The organism is Massilimicrobiota sp. SW1139 (genome assembly GCF_012027715.1).
Classification (GTDB): Bacteria; Bacillota_I; Bacilli_A; order Erysipelotrichales; family Coprobacillaceae; genus Allocoprobacillus; species Allocoprobacillus merdigallinarum.
Genome location: NZ_SJOR01000018.1, coordinates 1 through 21,214, shown reverse-complemented (window position 1 = coordinate 21,214; position 21,214 = coordinate 1). Strand labels below are relative to the sequence as shown.

Here is a 21,214-nt window from a genome sequence, read left to right as displayed (position 1 = left end):
TTTATTAATTATAATCATCTTCAATTAAACCATCATCAGAATCTTCTTCAGATGCATCTTCTTCATCATCAGCATAAATATCATTCATATCAATATGCACTTCATCAAATTTATGACGACTTCTTAAATCCCAGCGATTCTCACCTACTGTAATAAAACGTCCATCTAAAGTAATGTTTGTATAAAATAAAGATTCATTTTCATCTTTATCTTCTTGATTAAATCCTTTGATTTCAGAAACTTCCTGCCATAATTTATAAAAATCAACTGGCTTTTTCTTCTTTGTCATTAAATCAAATGCAACATCTACCATTGAACTTTGTCTATAATCAATCATAATATCCTCCTACATTTTTTCTGGTGCATTCACACCAATTAAATTTAATGCATTTTTTAAAGTGATTTGAGCAGCTTTCACTAAAGCTAATCTTTGTGATGATAAATCAAGATGATTTTCATCAATTACATAACAATCATTATAGAACGAATGAAATAATTGCGCAAGTTTTTGAATATAATTTGCGATTTTATGAGGAGCTCTTTGTTTAGCACTTTCAATCACTTCATCTCTAAATTCATTAATGTGTTTAACCAATTCAATTTCTTTTTCATGAACCAATAATTCATAATGATTGGCAACTTCGATATGAGCCTGCATAGCCTGTCTTTCAATTGAGCACATTCTTGCATGAGCATATTGTGCATAGTAAACAGGATTATCATTTGACTGAGATTTAGCTAAACCTAAATCAAAATCAAATGGTGAGCTTGCTGCTTTAGATGCAAAGAAATAACGTGTTGCATCAACTCCGATATCTTCAATTAAATCTTTAATTGTCACAGCATTACCAGTACGTTTACTCATTTTGACAACTTCACCATTTTCAACCATACGAACCATCTGCATAATATCAATGTTAAGTTGATCTGCATTATAACCTAATGCCTGTATAGCAGCTTTCATACGTTGAATGTAACCATGATGATCTGCACCTAATAAGTCAACAAGATACTGATATCCTCGATCTAACTTATTTAAATGATATGCAATATCAGGAGTTAAATATGTATAGCTTCCATCACTTTTAATTAAAACACGGTCTTTATCATCACCAAATTCAGTAGATTTAAACCATAAAGCCCCTTCACTTTCATAAGTATATCCCTGATCTTTTAACTTTTGAATTGTGGGTTCAATTTTATTATTTTCATATAATGATGTTTCACTAAACCAGACATCATGTTGAACTCTAAATTCCTTTAAAATATCTTTGATTTTCTGTAATTCATGTTCTGTCCCAATTTTTCTAAAATAAGCAATGGCTTCCTCTTTAGGAATATTTAAGAATTTATCACCAAATTCTTCTTTCAAATTTTCTGCAATTTGAATAATATCTGGTCCATGATACCCATCTTCTGGAAGTGAGGCATCTTGTCCAAAAGCCTGTAAATATCTGGCATATAATGACAAAGCTAAATTTGTAATCTGATTACCAGCATCATTAATATAATACTCACTTGTCACATCATAACCAGCAGCTTTCATAATACGACAAATACTATCACCAACCGCAGCTCCTTTCGCATGTCCTAAGTGAAGATCACCTGTTGGATTAGCAGATACGAATTCAATATTATATTTAATCCCTTGACCAAAATCAGAATATCCATAATGATCTTGTTCATCTAAAACATCTTTAATCACTGATGTCATAGCATCTTTCTTTAAAAAGAGATTGATAAAACCAGGTCCAGCTATTTCTACACGTTCAATATGTCCTGCTTCTAAATCTAATGCATCAATAATAGACTTAGCAATCTCTCTTGGATTTCTTCTTAAAACTTTTGTTAATTGCATTGCCATATTTGTAGAATAATCTCCATGAGCTTTATCTTTAGGAATTTCTATTACAATCTGTTCAAGGGGATAATCTTCCACAAATTTTAAATCAATAATTGCTTTTTGTAAGACCTTCTTTAATGAAAGTTCTATTTTATTAACAGCCATAGTATCCTCCTTCTTATCATACTTTTAATACAATATCATATTTGACGATATAGTCAACATTTTTTCTACATTAATGGTGCAAATAACCTTAAAAAAGCTTCATATATTCCTCTAAAACGACGACTATCTTTAAGCGTGACTTTTTGGCTTAATGCTAATGTTTCTTTAAAATCTTTCGAAATATCTTTAATGACAGATTTTTGGGTCACCATCACATTACATTCAAAATGTAAATACAAGCTACGATAATCAAAATTAATGGTACCAACGGTTGCTATTCTTTGATCACATAAAACCATTTTAGCATGTAAAAAGCCAGGTTTATATTCATAGAATTCAACCCCTTCTTTCATTAACGAGTAATAATAAGAGCGTGTCACATGATACACATTTCTTTTATCTGGAATCCCAGGAGTAATGACTTGAATGCGCACCCCTTTTCTTCTTGCCAGTAAAAAAGCTTTCATCATTGTTTCATCAATAATAAAATAAGGCGTCATAATAAGAATTTCTTTTTGAGCCTGATTAATGAGATTCAAATATATATTTTCACCCGTTTCTTCATGGTCAACAGGTGAGTCTCCATAAGCCACTACATATCCATCCTGTTGAATAGGTGGCAATTGATGAGGTTGATACTGTGCATAATCATCATCTTGATGTTTATAGGCATTCCATGTTGATAAAAACATGGTTGTTAAATTCCAGACACCTTGTCCCTCTAAACGAATACCTGTATCTTTCCAATGCCCAAAACGCACTTTCACATTAATGTATTCATCAGCCAGATTAAAGCCACCACTATATCCAATATTTCCATCTATAATACAAATTTTACGATGATCTCGATGATTCATCGCAACAGAAACAAGCGGTATAAAAGGATTAAAGACAACACATTGAATTCCCAGTTGTTCTAACTTTTTTTCAAAATGATAAGGAAGTGTTGTTATACTGCCAACATCATCATAAATAAAACGAACTTCTACACCTTCCTGAACTTTTTGAGCGAGAATTTTTAAAATATTTTCAAACATCAATCCTTCAGATACAATAAAATATTCCATAAATATATATTTTTTAGCCTGACTGATATCTTTCAATAAATCTCCATAACAATAGTCACCTAACGAATAATAGCGACACTTTGTTCTTAAATAAGTTCCATATCCCAAATCAGATAAATAATGAAGCGCATCCTGTTTGGACTCTGTCAGGGTTTTGGAAACATCATCTTCTAATATCGCAACTTGACCGATTTCATCTAAAGCAGGCTGTAAAATTCTACGTATCTTATGAGATGGTTTCTTATTTCCAATCAATAAATATAATAATCCCCCAAACATTGGGAATAATAAAACAACAATAATCCATGATATCTTATAAGAAGGATTCTCATCTTTATTAACTAACCATAAGACAACCATCAAACTGATCAATCGCATCAGATAATGAATCCAAGAATAATGTTCCAATAATTCTCTACCTATTAAAAATACCCATAATATTTGAATCAAGATAAGAAAACCAAAAACAAAAATACGATTTAAAAATATTTTAAATATTTTCATGTTCGTCCACCAGACAATAGGCTTTCATTGTAATCATGATATAAACTGTAGAAATTAACCCTTGCTGATCATACAATTCATATTTCATTTTCATGCTATCTTGATTATTTTGAAATTTCAGTAACTTTGTTTTTAAAGCAACTGAACCATAAGGTAATTGATATTGATTCCAAAGTGGTTTTTCTTTATGAAATTTTAAAAGTGAATTTCCATGTTGTAAATGCACTTCCTGATCATCATAAGATATTTGAATATGTCCTTCAGGTGTATCAAAATCAAGACTTGTTTTTTGATTTTGATGAAATAATCCTTTGGCTTTATATTCAATTTTATGCTGATCATGATCTTGCTTAAAAATTGCTTTATAATGAATTTGTTTTGTTTGATACATTTGACATCACCGCCTACATTATAACAAAACCACACTGAGAAAGTCACGTTTTATTTCTTATTCCCATATTTTCCATGAATCATGAATATTATTCATAAATATCGGCAAAAATGAAAAAATGAGGTGATAAGTCATGATCAAATGTATCAAATGGTTAAGAAGAATCATTATTGCTGGTTTTGTATTTATGATAAGTGTCTATTCTATAAGTTATATCATTGAAGCTCCTGATTTGAATGGTGGTCATATTATAAGAATGTATGATCAAAATGAACAACTTTTTTATCAATCCCAACAACAAAGTAATGATGTACAGCTCAAAGATGTTTCACCTTATTTTTTAAAGAGTATTGTGGCTATTGAAGATCATCGCTTTTATGAACATCGTGGTTTTGATCCCGTTGGTATTTTACGTGCCATTAAAGCCAATATCAGTGAAAATGGTCGTGTCGAAGGAGCCAGCACAATATCCCAGCAATATGCCAGATTAATGTTTTTAAATAATGATAAGACATGGTCCAGAAAAATCCAAGAAGCTTTTTTAACTGTTCGTCTAGAAACGCATTATAATAAGGATACAATCTTACAAGGTTATATTAATACTGTTTATTTTGGACATGGTATTTATGGTATTCAAAATGCCAGTCTATACTATTTTAATAAACAACCCCGTGATTTAGATTTAAATGAAGCCAGTATGTTGGCTGGAGTCATTAATGGTCCTGAGTATTATTCACCATTTAAAGATATCAAAGCAGCTAAACAAAGACAAAAAATCGTTTTAGATGCGATGGTTCATGAAAAACAGATTACACAACAACAGGCAAATCAGGCTTATCAAAGTGAATTCAAACTCAATCCTCATCCATCTTCTACCATCCAATGTGCTTATCCCTATTATCGTGATACGGTTATAAGTGAGCTAAAAGAGCTTGGCTTTTATAAAGAAGAATATGTCAATCAGGGTTTAAATATACAGACAAGTTTAAATCCCCAAATCCAAGATCAGCTCAATCAAACCATTACCGAACAAATGAAAGATCGAGAGGAATTAGAAGTCTCTAGTATCATATTAGATAGTCAGACATCTGAAGTCTTAGCATTGGTGGGTGGTAAAGATTATGCCACTTCACAATTCAATCGTGCAACCCAAGCTTCACGTCAGGTTGGTTCTACTATCAAACCATTACTTTATTATATTGCTTTAGAAAATGGTTTTACGCCTATTACCAAATTCAAAAGTGAACCCACTACTTTTCAATTAGAAAATGGAAAAACATATACACCAACCAATTTCAACAAAAAATATGCCAATGATGATGTTACAATGGCACAGGCGATTGCGGTGAGTGATAATATTTATGCAGTGAAAACACATATGTTTTTAGGAGAACAGGCATTAGTGAATACACTTTCTCAATTTGGATATCAACATATTTCTCCTCATCCTTCTCTTGCCTTAGGAACTTTAAATACCAATGTTTATGATTTTTCTGCTATTTATACCACACTTGCTCATCAAGGTATTTACAATGATGTTCATACGATTACCAAGATTACAAATAATAATGGTGATGTTTTGTATGAATATAAGCCTCAAAACAAACAGCTTTTAAATAAGGATACCTGTTTAATGATGAGTCAATTATTAACTGCACCTTTTGAAAAGTCCTTTCAATCCTATACAACACCTACGATGGTTAATTATCCTACAAACACAACATTTGCCACGAAAACTGGTTCAACACCTTATGACTCTTTATGTGCAGGCTATAATCCACAATATACTATTTTAAGCTGGTGTGGCTATGATGATAATCGTGAAATGAATATGACTTCAGATACGAGAATTCCAAAAGTCATTTTCCAGACAATGGCAAACTTTATGCAAAAAGAAGAACTCTGGTATGAGCCATCATCAGAACTCAAAAAAATACCAATCAACCCATTGACTGGAGATTATCAGGAAAATGGACTTGTTTATTGGTTTAAAGATAGTGCATAATCAAAGCCAAATAACCTTTCCATAGTGTTGATTTTTATCCATTTATATCTATTTCATGATGAATAACAGTCAACTTTCTTCACAAAAATAATTCAAAGATTTTCTATTTACATATTTTGACGAGTATGTTAATATAATGGCAATGAGGGAGTAGTCTCACAATATGTGTGATGTTATCAACAATCGCGAATAATTTATTATTCTGGTGCATCTTAAAGACAAGACTCGTTAAAGACATATAAATCTTTAGCGAACTTGTCTTTTTTGTTTGTTGAAGATGAAAAATGGAGGAAAAAGTATGTATTATCAAAAAAGTATTGATCAAACATTAAATGATTGTCAGACAACAAAATCGGGTTTATCAACTCAAGAAGCTTTGTCAAGACAAGAAAAGTATGGCAAAAATGAATTGGCTGAAAAGAAAAAAGAAAGTCCTTTCTTGATTTTCTTAAAACAATTTCAAGATTTATTAGTTATTATATTAATTATTGCCGCCATTATCTCTGGATTAAGTGGTCAGCTGGAAAGTACACTTGTTATTGTTGTGGTCATTGTCATTAATGCGATTTTAGGAACAGTTCAAACATTAAAAGCTGAAAAATCATTAGAAAGTTTAAAGAAACTTTCTATTCCTAAAGTCAAAGTTTTACGTGATGGACAATTATGTGAATTAAATTCTAACGAATTAACAATTGGTGATATTGTTCAAATTGAAGCAGGTGATGTTGTCAGTGGTGATGGTCGTATTATTGAATCAGCATCTCTTCAAATTAACGAAAGTGCCTTGACTGGTGAGGTTGATAGTGTTGATAAAATCACTGATACTATTGAACAGGAAGTCATTGTTGGAGATCAGAAAAATATGGCTTTTTCTGGAAGTTTAGTCACAAATGGTACAGGACGTTATATTGTAACAAGCATTGGAATGAATACTGAAATCGGTAAAATCGCTTCTATGTTAAATGAAGCAAAAGATCGTAAAACACCTTTACAAAAGAGTTTAGATGATTTCAGTGGTAAATTATCTGTTGCGATTATGATTATTTGTGCCATTGTTTTGGCTTTAAATATTTTCTTAGCTCATGAATCTTTACTTGATGCTTTAATGATTGCTGTTGCCTTAGCTGTAGCTGCTATTCCTGAAGCTTTAAGTTCTATTGTGACAATTGTTTTATCTATGAGTACACAAAAAATGGTTAAAGAAAATGCCATTATTAAAAATTTGAATTCAGTCGAAAGTTTAGGTTGTGTATCTGTTATCTGTAGTGATAAAACAGGAACTTTAACACAAAACAAAATGACACCTCAAACAATCTATTTAAATAACAAATTATTAGAAATTGATGATTTAGATAGTCATCATCATGATCACAATGTTTTATTAAAAGCATGTTTATTATGTAATAATGCTGTGATTAATGGAGAACAAAGAATTGGAGATCCAACTGAATTAGCTTTAATTGATTTGGTTCATCTTCATACACAAAATGATTCAGAATTTGAAAATACTGCTATTCGTCAAAACGAATTACCATTTGATTCAGATCGTAAATTAATGAGTGTTTCTTCTTTAAATCATTTATATACAAAAGGAGCACCAGATGTTATTTTACAAAGATGTACATCTATCCTTATCAATGGACAAAAAGAAACATTAACAGAACGTTATAAAAACGAAATCCTTCAACAAAATCAAAATTATGCTAATGAAGGATTACGTGTCTTAGGTTTTGCATATAAAGATTTAGATAGTCATGATATTCAATTAGATGATGAAAACAATCTAACATTTGTTAGTCTTGTTTCCTTAATGGATCCGCCAAGACCAGAAAGTGCTGATGCCGTTGCGAAATGTAAAATGGCAGGTATTAAACCTATTATGATTACTGGTGACCATGTTGTGACTGCCAGAAGCATTGCGAAAAAGATTGGTATTTATGAAGATGGTGACTTATCTATTGATGGTCAACAATTAAATCAAATGAGTGATGAAGAATTAGATGAAAAATTAACACACATCAGTGTTTATGCACGTGTTGCTCCTGAACATAAGATTCGTATTGTCAAAGCCTGGCAAAAACGCGGAGATATTGTAGCCATGACTGGTGATGGTGTCAACGATGCTCCAGCACTTAAACAAAGTGATATTGGAGTTGCTATGGGAATTACGGGTACTGAAGTTTCGAAAGATGCTGCAAATATGATATTAACAGATGATAACTTCTCTACTATTGTTAAAGCAGTTATTACAGGACGTAATGTTTACCGTAATATCAAAAACTCTATCAATTATTTATTATCTGGTAACTTTGCAGGAATTATTTGTGTATTTATCGCATCACTTCTTTTATTACCTACACCTTTCTTCCCTGTTCACTTATTATTTATGAATCTTATTACCGACTCTTTACCTGCAATTGCGATTGGTATGGAATCTGGGCGTAACGATGTTTTAAAAGAAAAACCACGTAAAGCTGATGATTCTATTCTTAACAAATCAACTTTCTTCCAAATCAGTTATGAAGGTATTGTTATTGCTATTTGTACAATGTGTGCATACTTAACTGGATTAAAAGGAGATCCTTTAACAGCTTCTACAATGGCCTTTGCAACAATCTGTTTAGCTCGTTTATTACATGGTTTCAATTGTCGTAGTTCTCAACCACTATCAAAAATTGGTTTCTTTACAAACCGTTCAAGCATTATTGCATTTATTATTGGTTTTGCATTACTACACTTCATCTTATTTGTTCCAGCAATGCATGGATTATTTATGATTCATACAATTTCTATAAATCAACTTCTTGTTATTTATGGATTTGCTCTTTTACCAACAATTATTATTCAAGCGAAAAAAATGTTAACAAAATAAGCAAGCCATTTGGACTTGCTTATTTTTTATTATCCTTCTAATGTCTTGAGAATGTCTTCTACAATAGCACAAGCTGGACAATCACAATATTGAGCTCCCTGTGCTTGGATTTCCTGACTATGACGTACAATTTCTTTGGCTTTACTTTCACCAAAATATATCTGTCCATCCTTTGAACTTGCAAAGGCAATTAAATTTTCAATAGGCATGATATCTTCTTTTAATTCTGCCATATATTGTTGTGTCATCAAAGCTTCATTTTCACTTCCTACTGATTTTAACCATTGTTCCGCCATTTCTTTTAATTCCTGACAACAAGTCGGTGTCTTGATTAACTCCTGTGTTTTATGTACCACTTCATCCAATTGTTTTGCATTCATATCTTTTTCCTCCCTTTCTTTTATTCTACACCTTTTTTAAATACAAAACATCTTATCAAATAAATTCATCATCACTCATAAAAAATGTGATAAATCCTATCACATTTTTTCATGTTATAAACTTTTTAAAGAAAGGCTTTCAATTCATCTATGTATTTTTGAGAAATTTCCTCAAATTCATCACTATATTGTTTCACCTTTAAATCGACATGATGATCTTTATTCAATAAATGTGCCATTGTCATAACTGACTGATTACTTCCTTCTATTAACATCTTTGTAATTTTAGCATCGTCTGTTAATAATGTTTTGATTTCAATCATTGACTCTAACATCACTTTATTTTTCAAATGATCTTCAGTATGAGAGTCATCACGTGTTATTTTGTTTTTCAAATCTCCATAGGCTTTTCTTTGATGTAAAACGATATCACGTAATTGATCATTTTCAATTTTATCAATCAAATGATCAATAGCCAGCAAGCCCATGTTTAAACCATTTAACAATTCTTCAATATATGTTTCATTATGCATTATATTATCACCTATATAAGTATAAACTCATTTTATAAATTTATACACTTGACATCAATCCAGCCCACTTCTCCTTGATGAATCACATATGCATAATGACTATAGATTCCTATAACTTTTACAAGATCACCTTTTTTGGCTGAGATAAAATAATCAGTATAATCATCTAAACAATATGTCTGATGATGACGCTTATATAAAAACTCGTTTTTTATTTTTAAATATTGTTGCGTTTCCTTTTGATAACACTCACTGAATTCCTCACCTTTTTTGATGACTTCCACTTCAAAGTGTGGATATGCAATTTTATGCTTCTCATTTTGAGATATTTCTACATCAGATATAACATGATGATATGGCAAAGGTTGAACATATTCTTGTGAGTAATGAATAACACCATCTTTAGATTCAATAATTAATGCATTTAATTGTGAAATAGATTTGACACCCGTTCCCCCATCAATACAAATGATTTTTTTCTTTTCATCAATGATAATATCATTACATATTTGATTTGGATAATAATTGGATGTAGGTAAATGACCTACAATAACCATATCATCTAAAAGATGTCCCTGATGGTAAAAATATTTCATTTCCAACAATGAAGATAAAGAACTGTTTTTATAATCTTTTCTTTTTTCAATACCTGCATGAACAAATAGAAATTGATTCAACTTTAATGTAACAGGTAAGTGAGATATAAATGCAATTTCATCATGTAAATAATCAGCAATCTGTTTTTGAATACCTAGCATTGTTTCATGCCCCTGATCCAAATGTAAACGATGATAAACTTCACGTATGCAGCCATTGCTGGAAACACGCTTTAAATAACCCTGTATCTGATTTGCCAGTTCAGGTATTGTCAACAATGCGTCTAATGCCCATTCACAATTTCCCATGAGTACAAAAACACGATCACGTTTAGATAGTTCTTGAACATAATGAATGGTTTCAATAACCTGGTCACCTTTTTCTACAAAATCACCTAAAATAATCAGATAATCTTCAGGCGTGTATTTCACTTTTTTTAAAAGTGCCTGAAATCTATCTAAATGACCATGAATATCACTAATGACTATGATTCTATATTGACCTTTAATCGTTTTTACCAAATGTTTGGGAGTTATCATTTTATCACACTCATTTCTTTATTATTGTAACATAATTCAAAAGAAAAGATACTCTTTATTTTTTGAGTATCTTTTGAGTATACATACACCCTAATAAATATGCTCCATATTCTGGTGAATAAAGCGGTGACTGTAAATAACATGATGTCGTCTGTAATATTTCTTTTAATGGCTTTAAAATATATTCACCTGCCTGAAAAACGCCTCCTATATAAGATACTGGTACGGCTTGATGAAAATCTCGAGCTAGAACTTTTATCAGTTGACCAAGATAACTTGCGGCATTTTTATAAATCTGCAAAGCATACAGATCGTTTTCTAAAGCCAATTCATAATTGATTTTTGCTAAAAGTGCAATGTCTTTTCTTTCGTTTTGAAGATGATGACGATATGAAATGATATCATAGTCATTTTCTAATAATAAACTTTCTTTAACTTTATCATACAATTTTGTCTTTTCTAATCTTCCGTCAACTTGTTGACAATATATTTTCATAAGCTCTTTTCCCATCCAATAAGCACTACCTTCATCACCTAACTGATAGCCCCAGCCACCACATCTTTTTGTTTGTCCATTCAAGCATGAATAAGCGATGCTGCCTGTTCCTGCAATCACAACAATACCATCCTGATTAGCTAATGCTCCTGCTAAAGCTATTTGAACATCATTATATAAAAGATACGTATAGCCCTCGAAAGCTTCTTGGCAAATATCTTCTATTTGTTTTCTTAAATCTTCCTGATTTCCATATCCAGCCAATCCTGCAACAATCAAAGATTGTTTAGAAGGATCCAATAACGTAACATTCTCTTTAAGAATGCGTACACTTTCTTGTTTTGACTGTGTCAAAATATGAATGGATCCAGCAGACTTTTCTTTTATAACTTGTCCATTTTCATCATAAAGCACAAATTTTGTTTTTGTTCCACCACCATCTATACAAATATAATTCATGTTTATTTCACTTCTTTCAATCTAAATTTTTGCCATGGTTTGATATCATCAAGAATAAATATTTCCTCTTCTTTAATATGACCAACTACATTGGACATTCCACTGTTTGGCATATCTTTTAAAGCTATCTGAAGTTCTCCAGCATAATGTCCATATTGACTGCTTTCAATAATAACATCACCACGATGAATCATTTGTGGAGTATTAATCAATTCAAAATGATGTGCTTTATATTTAACACGACTTTGTGTAGAACGTATCATGTAGCTATTTACATCTCCACGTTGAAAATGGAGTTCTTCAAATAAAATTTTTCTTTCCATTGCTGGTAAATTCTCTATAGGATCAACATCGAAAGTAACGAGATTTAAGTCTAAATTTTCCAATGATTTTAATTCTTCTAAAGAAGGATAACAATTAGAAATGATAATATCATCAATGACATTGAGAGCCAGCATATGTTTGATTTGCGTGATTAATGAAAGATGTCTATGCATTTCTAAGGTTGGCAGACCATTTGTAACTGGCCAAGACCCAAATGTATTTTCATTTTGACTTGTGACAAAAGCAGCTGTAGGAATGCCATAGCTGATAAAACGCTCTGTACACTTCATAAAATAATCTAATGATAATCCACTATAATTATGGGGATAGAAATTATGACATCCCAATAAACAATACTTATTAGGCTGATAATCCATAATTGTATCAAGTGTATGAACATCATTACTCATATTGATTTCAATCTTCAACCCATAGGGATTATAAGTCATCAAGGCTTCCTCACTTCCTGAAAAACCAGCGTCTAAACGTAAACCATCTGCTCCTATCTCCTTAAAAAAGTGTAAATCCTGATAACTAATATCTAAGTCCTGAAAAACTCTTGGTGATACGTCTACAATGATTTCAAATCCTTTTGACTTTGCATATAGATTGATATCTTTAAAATCTTGAATAATTTCCTCTTTACTTTTATTAACGGATAAAAGACAAGAAAAAATACGTGAAAAACCTAATTTTGACATCTGATCAATATATGCTTTGATTTCTTCTGATGATGATTTTTCTGGATAAATAGAGATACCTAATCTTCTCATGCGTTTTCCTCCTTAACTAATTGACGATCATAACAAATGAAAAATGGTAAATAAATGATCAGTGAAACAATAATCATTCCTATAATATAAAGAATTGAAAAGATTTGACCACCCGTTGCCCAGAAGCCTCCAAAAACAGATGGTAATACCCATGGCGCAAGCATAACAGGTATATTGACATAATGATAAGCCATCATTATATAAGTACAAAGACTCATAACGATTGGAGCGACAAGAAAAGGAATTCTTAAATAGCGATTTTGAACAATGGGTGCACCAAAAATCACAGGTTCATTAATATTGATAAGTCCTGATTGAAGAGTCTGATGACCCATTTGTCTAAGATGGTGACTTTTCGCAAAAAATCGACATAAGAGAACTAATCCTAATGTAGCACCTGAACCTCCAATCCATACAAACCATTGATAAAAACCTTCAACTCCAATATAAGGAATAGCCTGATGATTGATATAACATATTAAATTTACCATCAGCATTTGTGTCCAAAAAGGTCTAGCCAAGATTCCTACCATAGCCACACCATGAATCCCACTTAACCAGAATCCACATGTCAATACAACTATAAGTAAAATCCCTATTATAGACGTTAAAAAAGATAAACATAATTGAACACAGCTAATGAAAAGACCTATATAGATATTTTGACAATAAATTAATCCCATAATCAATAAAGCTGTGACAAAAACTGGTACAAGCTGTTTGAAATAGGCTTCAATCGGTTCAATAAAAAAATGGATTTTCTTTTCTAAATAGAAAGAGATATGATAAATTATAGCCAAATATATCATATGCACAAATAAAACTGGCAGAGTCAAAGTCAAAATAGAGTATTGTTTTCCATAATAAATAAAAAGCATACTCAAAAGCACAGAGAACAACATGAAAACAGGATTCAGTTTTTTTCTTTGAATATATTGAAACGCATACATCATTTGTATCATCAAAAAATATATACATTCTATATATGGATAAAAGATAGAAAACCATTGAAAAAAGACACTAATTCCTAAAACAACAAAACATAATGTCATATGTACAAATGTCATTTTAAGTGCCTGAATAAAATCTAAGTTTATTATTTTATTAATATAATCATTGATTTGTTCACTCATTTTTATTCTCCTAGAAAAATAACAGACTGAAATCAGTCTGTTATTGATTTTGAATTGCTTTCTTTACAAAGCCTTGACTGCTTTCTAATCTTGACTTGGCTTCTTCAACAGTACAATTTAATAATATTTTAATAATCGCAACTTTAACATGTCGATGACACTCTTCAAATGTTTCTTGAGCTACTTCATAGCTACATCCTGTTGCTTCCATAATAATTCTTTTACTTCTTTCAACCAGTTTTTCATTAGAAGGTTTTAAATCAACCATTAAATTCTGATATGTTTTTCCTATTCCTACCATGGAAGCTGTTGATAACATGTTTAAAACAAGCTTTTGTGCTGTTCCTGCTTTAAGACGTGTGGAACCAGTAATGACTTCTGGACCTAAATTCATATCAATAGCTAACTTTGCAACTTTTCCAATCTCACTATCTGGATTACAAGCAATGCTGATTGTATATGCACCTATTTTATTGGCCTGTTTCAAAGCACCTATAGTATGTGGCGTTCTTCCACTGGCAGCAATACCTACTACAACATCTTTATCACAGATTCCAGCCTCCATGATTTCTCTTTGACCATCATCTTCATGATCTTCCGCTCCTTCTTTAGCTTTAACGAAAGCTGACGGACCACCTGCAATAATACCATTCACTTCATTTGTTGTACTAAATGTTGGAGGACATTCCACAGCATCTAATATTCCTAAACGTCCACTTGTTCCACTGCCTACATAAAAGAGTCTTCCACCTTGATTTAAAGCCTCAACAATTTTTTCTACAGCCTTTTCGATTTGAGGCAAAACATCATGAATACGTTGTGGAACAAGAGCATCTTCTTCATTCATAACTGTTAAAAATTCATGGATACTCATATCGTCTAAATTCATTGTTTTAGGATTTCTACTTTCAGTCACTAAATGAGAAATATGAATATGACCCATAAAATACCTCCTTATAGTCTTACAAATCTAATTTTTGTGTTTGCATTAATAAAATCTAAAACATCTGTATATTCGGGATGGATAAATCCAATTGTATTTGTTCGTGAAATAAATGATAAATCCTGTTTCATCAAAGACACTTCACCACTATATCTGCCCGCTAATTGATTTTCCATAACAATATATCCACGTTTACGTAATGTACTTTTTTGAATAGGAATATATGGTTTTCTTGGTAATGATAAACGAATCAAACTTTCTGATTGATCTTTTCTGACTTGAATATTTTGATCATAAAGATATTCATATCCCTTTTCCAAATAGCATGGTATTGTGATGATGTTTTCTTTCATATAATCATTTATATATTGAAGCGTACTCATTTCTGCCTGACTATCACCGATAAAAACATCGTCAACACAACAATTTTGTAATAATTCTATGGATGCGATATACGGATTCACTGTACGATGTTTTTCCACTGTTGGTAAACCTTCATATAATGGAAATCTTTTCAGAACATCCCCACATACAAAAGCCTGAATTGTTAATCCATATTTTTGGAAGATTTTATTTTTTTCTTGAAAATCCTTCAATGATAAGCCTGTATCACTATGTGGATAATAATTATGTGTAACAGCAATCTTTGATAAGTCAACCCCATGGTCAAGTGCATCTTTTAAATAATTTTCATCAATAACACTGGCATTTAACATTAAATAGAAATCTTTTTGTAAGTCTTTAATAATATCATAATCGTCAAAACCATAATCTAATCTTAATGCTTTAAATCCCATGTTTTTTAACTGTTGATAATCCTGATTTGGAATTTTTAATTTATCAAAAGTAACTGGTGAAATATCAGGTACAACCTGCAATTCTAATAATTGACATTGATTTAAAAATAAGGGTAATTTTTCATCCAATGAAGTATAATCTTCCTCAGGAATTTGAAGTGAAGTAAATACATACTTCACTCCACATTTTTTAGCTTCTTGCAAATAATGTAAATCTAAATCCTGAAAATATACTGATATACCTAACATAATTTTCCTCTATTCATTATTTGATAACGGTGCATGCATATAAGCCTTAACAGGTGAAGGAATACCACCTTCAATAGCTCTGACCTTCAATTGTGCCTGATAATATTTTTGATAAGGAACATCATTGACTTTACCATTAAAAATTGTATATTTTTTCAATGCATCAAACCACATTTGTACTTGTTCATCCGTAATTGTTACATAACAAGTAGGTGTAAATCCAATTAAATCTTCACAGTTTTCACCATATAATAATTGAATATTTATACCTTCTCTTCGTAATCTTTGAACAGCAGCTGTAACTGTTTCATATGTGTAATAGTGACGAGGATGCATTGTACCTCTCCAATGAGTGACAACCAAATCTACTTTTTCTTTTTTAAAATAATCCATTAACATCTCAATGAATTCTTCCTGACTTGGAAGCGTAGCAGAAGTGTATTTCATATTATAACATTCACATTGCATTGCTTCATCACAAGCCACATTTTCTTGACGAATATTATCTAGATACTCTTGCTTTTCTTGTTCAGTAGCCCCTTTACGATCCAATCTTCCTTCTGTCACATTAATCATTGTACAATGTGCACCTTGCATAGCATATTTAATAAGTAATGGACCACCCATAAGTTCAGCATCTAAATGATGTCCACCAATACACACAAGTCTTTTATATTTCATGACTATACCTCTTTTCTATACAATTGATATGTTCTATAGACTTTTACATCATGTCTTTCATAGAAACGTTGGGCAGCACCATCTGTCCATAGGAAATAAAGATAATAAATACCTTTTTGTTTCATTTCCTGCATCATATATTCAAACAAAACACCACCAATACCTTTTGATCTTAAATGTTCACTTACACCAAAAGGTCCAAAACGAGCATCATTTCCATCAATTTTTCTCATGCAGAAACCAAGAATATTTTTTTGTTCATCAACAACTAACAAAATAGTATCTTCTGCTTCTTTCTTTTGCATTGCTATTAAAGCATTACGTTTCCATCCTGCTCCAAAATTTTCTAATAAATAGTTTAATAAAGGAAGCATGTATTCATCATTATAGCGAATAATATGAATACCATCTTTTTCTAATGAAGCAAGCTTTTCTTTATATTGATCTGCCATATGATAATCCCATAGACTTCTTTGCATACTGACAGATTCTGCACGATATACATAATTTCTATTTTCGAAGAAAGAAATCGCTTGTTGATATCTTTTATCAATTCCAGGGAAGAAATAATTTGGACTATATGCACATAAAGTTATTTCTTTTGTCCCCATATCTTTCAATCTTTTTTCAACTTCATCACATAACATGGTTCCTATTCCCTGATTTTGATATTCAGGAAGCACTCCCATAATAACAATCCAACCACGATTTTCTTCTAATCCTCTTTCTAAATATGGGATTTTTCTTCTTACTCCATAACAAAATCCTACTACTTTTTCCTGATTCAATGCAAGTAAAAATAAATCTGGATTAAAATTTTCATCTAATAGAATAAGCTGTTTGAATCTTTCTTCATCAATACCATCATAAATTAAGCTTTGATTCCAGCAAGTTAAGACTTGCTGAAATCTTTCTTGTTGAAAACTTTCTAATCTTATATTTTCCATATACATTACTCCATCTGACTATTTTCTATTTCGGGGGATGATGCTTCATTACCTTGTAACTCCATTTCTTGTTGAGCAGCCAATTCTGCTTTTAATTCTTGTCTTTCCATAACTTTAAAGAATGGTAAGAAAATAAAGAATATAATAACAAAGTTAATCAAACTAATAATCATAGCTGAAATTTTAAATCCTGAACCGATAAATGCCATTAATGGAACAGGCATTGTCCACACAACATTAGCCACAATAGGCGGTTCAATTCCAATAGTAATTAAAATAGCATTGAATACAAATAATACACAGAATCCAATAACCCAAGGTACAAACATAAGTGGATTTAAGACGATTGGCAATCCATACATAACTGGTTCAGCAATATTGAATACTGTTCCAACAATTGATAATTTACCTAAGACTTTAAATCTCTTAACTGATGAAATCACACAAAGCAATGCAACTGGGAATACACTTAATCTGACATAAGCATTAACCCAAATTGATGAGAATAAGTAAGGAATATCTTGACCAGCCGCAAAAGCAGCCAAGTTAGAAGCAGCCATACTTTCCCAAATTGGAGTCATGATAGATCCAACAATATTTGAACCATGTAATCCAACAAACCAGAAAATACGATCTAAGAAAAATGCGAAGAATTGAGCAACTGGTCCACTTCCTGCAACGACAAGATGAGAACTCAAATCATTAAATAATGTCATTAAATTAAATCCAGAGATATTTCTTCCTACAAATGCACAGATAATCATAATAACTGTAATAGGAATTAAACTTGTAAATGCATCTGCAACCATTTGTGGTACACCATTTGGCATTTTAATTGTAATATTTTTATGCACAAGATATCTATAAATTTCTACAGTTACAATACTAATTAAAATAGCAGTAAATAAGCTTGGTGCACCTAAAATATATGCAGGATAGTCAAAGTTTTGTGATAAAGTTGTGAAATCAACAAAACATAAGAATCCTATAAGCCCTGCAATACCACAAACAATACCATTAACTTTTTTATCATAATTTTCATGATAATATTCACCAAGATAATAAGCATTTAAAATAGCTGTCAATAAAGCCATTAAGTTAATACTAATGAATACAAGTTGTGTCAAACCAGGTCTTATAACGTCAATCACACCATTGATAGCTTCTGCAACGTCTGGCATTCCTAGACCTGTTCCTTCAGCAAACAGTCCTCCTAAGTTTAATACAAGTGTTGCTGTTGCCCCAAGTATCATATACGGCATGAAAACGATAAATGTCTTTTGTAGAGTTTGCAAATAACGAATATTTGAAATGCGAATTAACGGTGGAGCTAAACGATTTTCAACAAAATCACTAATTCGCTCCATGAGATTCCCTTTCTTCTGAATATCACTCATAGTTTTCTCTCCTTCTAGTCCCTCTCTTTTTTCTTTTCATAATCGCGATTTATTATTTCTAGAAACCCCTTACATTGGAACTAATTTAAGTATAGCACGCTTTTTTCTCATTTACAATACTTTTCCCAAAAAAAATGGAACTTTTCTCAAAAGCTCCATTTTTTGCTTATTTACACGCTTTTTTAAATCATGTTATAATATAAGTATGAGGTGATTGCATGAATCCTAAAGAACATATCAGGCTTCACGAAGCAGAATTTACAAAGTCAGAAAAAATCATTGAGGATTATGTCTTGAAAAATTTTGATACTATTTCTTCATATCCTATTCAAGAAGTTGCTAAAAAATGCAAAGTTTCTAAATCAGCATTACTAAGGTTTTGCCAAAAATGTGGATTTAGAGGATATAGCGAATTTCGTTATGAAGTATCCCGCTATGTCCATTCTATGGTAGAGATGGATGAAAACGATGACGATAGTTCTTCTATTTATTTATCTCTTTACGCCAATAGAATTCAACAACTTCAACAATCTATTAACTTAAAATCTCTAGATCATATTATTCAACTTATTAAAAATGCATATAAAATTAAGATATTTGGTATTCATGAAACAGGATTATCAGCTCAATATTTTTCTTATCGTCTTTGTACAATTGGTATTGACTCTGAAGCCATAGTCAATTCAAGCATTATGACTGAAAAAGCACTTATGTCATACAAAGAAGATTTAAATATCTTTCTATCATTGTCAGCTGAAACAACTGTTATTAAAGATGCTATTCAATATGCTTATGAATCGCAATCAAAAATGATTTTAGTAACTCAAAATAATCATCATAATTTTCATCAAAAAATTGATAAAGAAATTATTTTACCAACTTTCAATAATGAAGACTTACATTTTTTCATTGATTCTCAAGCTCTTGTTTTTATCACAATAGATTTGATTATCAATCATCTAGCAAAAAGTCTACATAAGCAACAAAATAAAGCTATCTACACAACTTTATAAAACATTTTGAAGATTGTTCATCAGCAATCTTCTTTTTATTCAATTCTCAATATCATCATTGATATGCTTCATCACAAAATCATGAAACTCTCTACGCCAATTCAATATCTCTGTATTTTCTCGTGTAGGATGAACTCTATTAGATAAAACAATTATTGCAATTTGGTTCTCCTGATCAATCAATATTGACGTACCTGTAAAGCCAGTATGAGCTATTGTTTTTGTAGAATTCAACGATGAGAAAAGACTATCAGGAGTATAGGTCAAAAAACCTATTCCTCTAGGAACCTGATTTTTCAAAGAAAAATTTGTAAACATATCATGAATATATTGTTCTTCTAAAAATGTTTGATTTTTATATTTTCCATTATCCAAAATCATTTGTGCATAATGTTCTAAATCAAAAATATGAGAAAACAACCCCGCATGACCAGCAATCCCATTCATCATGATAGCTTTGTGGTCATGAACTTCTCCTTGTAATATATGATGAACATATGAACTATATTCAGTCGGTGCACATTTATTTATCTGTGTAGGAGAATATTTTGTATCATACATTTCAAGTGGTTTTAAAACTTGTGATTCAATCACTTGATCAAGTGATTGATTTGATATTTTTTCAAGAATATACCCTAAGATAATATATCCTAAATCCGAATAAATCACTTCTTTTTCTGGAACAACTTGATTAGAAAATTCACAGATACGCTGAATAATCACTTCTTTATTTTCTGTCATTTCCCAGTCAAAGTCTGCTGGTAATCCCGATGTATGTGTCAACAAATGAAAAAGTGTTATATCTCTATTTTTAAATTCAGGTATGATTGTATAAACCGGTGTATGATAATGAATTCTGCCACTTTGAATGAACCTCAATATTGCAGGTGTTGTTCCTACAACTTTTGTCAAACTCGCCAGATCATAGAGTGTATCTATTTTGTTAGTTTCCTGATAAGGATAGGCAGCTTTATAACCTACACAATAATATTCAGTTGTTTGATCATGAATAATCGCTACACAACAACCTGGAAAGATCTTTCGATTGACTGATTCTTTAAGAAATTGTTCAATCTTTACATTCATATGCATATCTCCTTATTAAA

Annotated in this window: 19 protein-coding genes; 3 read left to right on the top strand and 16 right to left on the bottom strand. The window is 31.2% G+C overall.

The genetic code is table 11. The features are described 5' to 3' along the window. Positions 1-4: 4 nt before the first annotated feature. From rpoE to E0K96_RS09460, 4 genes are all read right to left on the bottom strand, one after another. Positions 5-337 (bottom strand): DNA-directed RNA polymerase subunit delta, encoded by a 333-nt coding sequence (gene rpoE, locus E0K96_RS09475; RefSeq protein ID WP_087245822.1) that lies wholly within the window; start codon positions 335-337, stop codon positions 5-7. A 9-nt stretch (positions 338-346) separates the two neighbouring features. Then, positions 347-2,008 (bottom strand): arginine--tRNA ligase, encoded by a 1,662-nt coding sequence (gene argS, locus E0K96_RS09470; protein WP_087245823.1) that lies wholly within the window; start codon positions 2,006-2,008, stop codon positions 347-349. A 65-nt stretch (positions 2,009-2,073) separates the two neighbouring features. Then, on the bottom strand, positions 2,074-3,579 hold the full coding sequence (gene cls / locus E0K96_RS09465) for a cardiolipin synthase (protein ID WP_168082782.1): 1,506 nt from the start codon (positions 3,577-3,579) through the stop codon (positions 2,074-2,076). Continuing rightward, positions 3,566-3,970 carry a DUF1934 family protein gene (locus tag E0K96_RS09460; RefSeq protein ID WP_168082780.1) on the bottom strand — a complete coding sequence of 135 codons (405 nt, stop codon included), beginning with the start codon at positions 3,968-3,970 and terminating at the stop codon, positions 3,566-3,568. The genes cls and E0K96_RS09460 overlap by 14 nt, the downstream gene beginning before the upstream one ends. A gap of 133 nt (positions 3,971-4,103) precedes the next feature. Between E0K96_RS09460 and E0K96_RS09455 the strand changes: the two genes are divergently transcribed. After that, positions 4,104-5,975, top strand: coding sequence for a transglycosylase domain-containing protein (locus E0K96_RS09455; RefSeq protein ID WP_168082778.1), 1,872 nt, complete (start codon positions 4,104-4,106; stop codon positions 5,973-5,975). A gap of 298 nt (positions 5,976-6,273) precedes the next feature. Next, a complete protein-coding gene (locus E0K96_RS09450) occupies positions 6,274-8,847 on the top strand; it encodes a cation-translocating P-type ATPase (protein WP_168082776.1) in 2,574 nt (857 codons plus the stop codon). Between the two features lie 29 nt (positions 8,848-8,876). Here the strand turns inward: E0K96_RS09450 and E0K96_RS09445 are convergent, their stop codons facing one another. From E0K96_RS09445 to E0K96_RS09395, 11 genes are all read right to left on the bottom strand, one after another. Continuing rightward, positions 8,877-9,227, bottom strand: a complete 351-nt coding sequence (locus E0K96_RS09445; RefSeq protein ID WP_168082774.1) for a molecular chaperone Hsp90 — start codon at positions 9,225-9,227, stop codon at positions 8,877-8,879. A 125-nt stretch (positions 9,228-9,352) separates the two neighbouring features. Then, positions 9,353-9,760, bottom strand: coding sequence for a hypothetical protein (locus E0K96_RS09440; RefSeq protein WP_168082772.1), 408 nt, complete (start codon positions 9,758-9,760; stop codon positions 9,353-9,355). Between the two features lie 32 nt (positions 9,761-9,792). Continuing rightward, on the bottom strand, positions 9,793-10,896 hold the full coding sequence (locus E0K96_RS09435; protein ID WP_087244449.1) for a metallophosphoesterase: 1,104 nt from the start codon (positions 10,894-10,896) through the stop codon (positions 9,793-9,795). Positions 10,897-10,951: 55 nt separating this feature from the next. Continuing rightward, complete coding sequence (locus tag E0K96_RS09430; protein ID WP_168082770.1) at positions 10,952-11,851, bottom strand: N-acetylglucosamine kinase; 900 nt, start codon at positions 11,849-11,851, stop codon at positions 10,952-10,954. Positions 11,852-11,853: 2 nt separating this feature from the next. After that, positions 11,854-12,948, bottom strand: coding sequence for a DUF871 domain-containing protein (locus E0K96_RS09425; protein ID WP_168082768.1), 1,095 nt, complete (start codon positions 12,946-12,948; stop codon positions 11,854-11,856). Then, complete coding sequence (locus E0K96_RS09420) at positions 12,945-14,081, bottom strand: PTS transporter subunit EIIC (RefSeq protein ID WP_168082766.1); 1,137 nt, start codon at positions 14,079-14,081, stop codon at positions 12,945-12,947. Before E0K96_RS09420 ends, E0K96_RS09425 begins: the two co-directional genes overlap by 4 nt. Positions 14,082-14,121: 40 nt before the next feature. Then, positions 14,122-15,024, bottom strand: coding sequence for an N-acetylmuramic acid 6-phosphate etherase (murQ, locus tag E0K96_RS09415; RefSeq protein WP_087244445.1), 903 nt, complete (start codon positions 15,022-15,024; stop codon positions 14,122-14,124). Positions 15,025-15,035: 11 nt separating this feature from the next. After that, positions 15,036-16,070 carry a MupG family TIM beta-alpha barrel fold protein gene (locus E0K96_RS09410; protein ID WP_168082764.1) on the bottom strand — a complete coding sequence of 345 codons (1,035 nt, stop codon included), beginning with the start codon at positions 16,068-16,070 and terminating at the stop codon, positions 15,036-15,038. 9 nt (positions 16,071-16,079) lie between these two features. Beyond that, positions 16,080-16,751 carry a PIG-L deacetylase family protein gene (locus E0K96_RS09405; RefSeq protein ID WP_087244443.1) on the bottom strand — a complete coding sequence of 224 codons (672 nt, stop codon included), beginning with the start codon at positions 16,749-16,751 and terminating at the stop codon, positions 16,080-16,082. 2 nt (positions 16,752-16,753) lie between these two features. Then, positions 16,754-17,698, bottom strand: coding sequence for a GNAT family N-acetyltransferase (locus E0K96_RS09400; RefSeq protein WP_168082762.1), 945 nt, complete (start codon positions 17,696-17,698; stop codon positions 16,754-16,756). 5 nt (positions 17,699-17,703) lie between these two features. Beyond that, positions 17,704-19,095: a PTS sugar transporter subunit IIC gene (locus tag E0K96_RS09395; RefSeq protein WP_168082760.1), complete on the bottom strand. Its 1,392-nt coding sequence runs from the start codon at positions 19,093-19,095 to the stop codon at positions 17,704-17,706. A gap of 218 nt (positions 19,096-19,313) precedes the next feature. Here E0K96_RS09395 and E0K96_RS09390 point away from each other — a divergent pair, with 218 nt between their 5' ends. Continuing rightward, positions 19,314-20,108, top strand: a complete 795-nt coding sequence (locus tag E0K96_RS09390) for a MurR/RpiR family transcriptional regulator (protein ID WP_087244440.1) — start codon at positions 19,314-19,316, stop codon at positions 20,106-20,108. Positions 20,109-20,147: 39 nt separating this feature from the next. Here the strand turns inward: E0K96_RS09390 and E0K96_RS09385 are convergent, their stop codons facing one another. Continuing rightward, a complete protein-coding gene (locus tag E0K96_RS09385; RefSeq protein WP_168082758.1) occupies positions 20,148-21,194 on the bottom strand; it encodes a serine hydrolase domain-containing protein in 1,047 nt (348 codons plus the stop codon). Positions 21,195-21,214: the final 20 nt, after the last annotated feature.